The 1,905-nt window shown below is 66.7% G+C and carries 5 protein-coding genes; 4 read left to right on the forward strand and 1 reads right to left on the reverse strand.

Features of this window, described 5'->3' with window-relative positions; translation table 11 throughout:
• The 4 genes from V6M63_RS16375 to V6M63_RS16390 form a co-directional block, all read left to right on the forward strand.
• Window positions 1-205 (forward strand): JAB domain-containing protein (locus V6M63_RS16375; RefSeq protein ID WP_332743598.1); only part of this gene is annotated, 205 nt, incomplete at its 5' end.
• A 91-nt stretch (window positions 206-296) separates the two neighbouring features.
• Complete coding sequence (locus V6M63_RS16380; RefSeq protein WP_332743600.1) at window positions 297-668, forward strand: type II toxin-antitoxin system RelB/DinJ family antitoxin; 372 nt, start codon at window positions 297-299, stop codon at window positions 666-668.
• The gene (locus V6M63_RS16385) at window positions 665-937 is read left to right on the forward strand and encodes a DUF2281 domain-containing protein (protein ID WP_332743601.1); all 273 of its coding nucleotides are present in this window, start codon (window positions 665-667) and stop codon (window positions 935-937) included. Before V6M63_RS16380 ends, V6M63_RS16385 begins: the two co-directional genes overlap by 4 nt.
• Before the next feature lie 15 nt (window positions 938-952).
• A complete protein-coding gene (locus V6M63_RS16390; RefSeq protein WP_332743602.1) occupies window positions 953-1,387 on the forward strand; it encodes a putative toxin-antitoxin system toxin component, PIN family in 435 nt (144 codons plus the stop codon).
• Between the two features lie 331 nt (window positions 1,388-1,718).
• Here the strand turns inward: V6M63_RS16390 and V6M63_RS16395 are convergent.
• Window positions 1,719-1,905 (reverse strand): Smr/MutS family protein (locus V6M63_RS16395; protein ID WP_332743603.1); only part of this gene is annotated, 187 nt, incomplete at its 5' end.

The following is a 1,905-nucleotide window of genomic DNA, read 5'->3' on the forward strand; positions in this document are numbered from 1 at the left end:
TGTCGTCAGGGCCTTGCAGCACGAGGCCGCCTCGGTCGTGCTCGCGCACAACCACCCCAGCGGCACCGTCAACCCCTCGCGCGCCGACGAGGCGCTCACCCAGACCCTGAAGGCCGCCCTGGCACTGGTGGACGTGCGGGTGCTGGACCACGTGATCGTTGCGCCGGGGCACGCGCTGTCGATGGCGGAGCGGGGGTTGCTTTGAGGGTCCAAGGAGCTGTCAAGGGAAGCGGTGAATGCCGGCCCGTTGTGGCTACACCGCCGCTACAATGAGGCATTCGGAAGGGGCACGCGCCATGGCATCGAGCAAACAAAGGAAATCGGCGGAGGTTCGCTCCCGCATCGAACCCGAGTTGAAAGAGCGGTCCACTGCCGTGCTGGCGGCCGTGGGCCTGGATCTGAGCGGCGCCATCCGGCTGTTCCTGCGGCAGGTCGTGCAGGTCGGAGGGGTGCCCTTCGACGTCAGGCACCCGACGGCGCTGACCGCAGCCGCCATGCAGGAAGCACGAGAACTGCCTGGCCGGTACGACTCCGCGCAGGAGCTTTTCGATGGCCTCGAAGCAGGCACCGACAAGCCCGAAACGCGCCGCGCTGCCACGAAGGGCGGACTACACAAGGCAGTTCGAAAAGGACTGGCGAAAACTGAGTCACTTGGGAGCCAACGATGACAGCCCTTGAATCGAAATTGCTGCAGCGCCTGCAGAAGCTGCCGCCCAATCGCATTGCGGAGGTGGTGGACTTCGTGGAGTTCCTGGCGTCGCGCGAAGAGCGCCAGCAGGCAGCCCACCGCCTGGGGCAGAGCCTGGACAAGCTTGATGCGCTGGATCTGCCGCCAGTGAGTGGCGATGAAGTCGAGCAAGCGATACAGGCGCTCCGGCGCGAACGCCGGGGGGAGGGAGAGTACAACGTGCCCTCCTCTGCCCGTCAGCGGCCTTAGGCAGCGCGCTCTGACGTGCGCGTCGTCCTCGATACCAATCTGCTGGTTTCGGCGGTGATCTCCCCCGGCGTGCCGCGCCAATTGCTCGATGCGGCGCGAACCGGCGCATTCGAACCATGCACAAGCGAAGTGCTGCTGGCAGAGTTGCAAGAGGTGCTGCAGCGCTCGCACTTGTCCAAGCGGCTCGAGCAGGCCGGCGTGAACGCCGAGGCGCTGGTGCAGGACCTGCGAGCGATCTTTCTCGTCGTAGCGCCCGAAGCGGTGCCGCGGGTGGTGCCGTCTGACCCTGATGACGATCACGTCCTGGCCGCTGCGCTTGCCGCTGGTGCAGACCTGATTGCTTCCGGAGACCGGCGCGACCTGCTGCCCATGGGCAACTACGAGGGCATCCCGATCGTCACGGCCCGAGATGCACTGCAGCGCATCGGCCAGCCCGAGCCGCCGGCCTGAACGCCCTGTCCAACCCGGAGTCAATGGGTCCGTCAACCGACAAGCTTGTCGTACTCGGCATGGGTTCCGATCCAGAACCAGTGGACGCCGCCATCGACTGGCACGCCAAGTGCCCGGTAGTGCAAACCCACGCGCACGCTGAACACCCTGCCGCCGAAACTCCGCCAGCTCCTTCGGAGGGAGGGAACGGATTGCGTCTTCGATGGCTTGGACGTCTGACATGTCGGGACAGCTGGATATGCCCCCACTATGCCGGACTCTGGAGGACGACACTACTCACCGGTGAAGAGGCGCCACGCGTCCTGCGCCATCGGCGGCGAGCATCCCACCTTCACACCCCCGGCCCCAGCGGCTTGAGCAGCACCACCAGCGCCCCGGCGCCGCCCTCGTCCCCGCGTGCCTGCACGAAGGCCAGCACTTCCTTCTTCTGCACCAGCCAGCCCTGCACCTTGGCCTTGAGCACCGGGGTCCTGCCGGGCGAGCCCAGGCCCTTGCCGTGCACCACCCGCAGGCAGCGG

This window comes from Hydrogenophaga sp., assembly GCF_036675665.1.
GTDB lineage: Bacteria > Pseudomonadota > Gammaproteobacteria > Burkholderiales > Burkholderiaceae_C > Hydrogenophaga.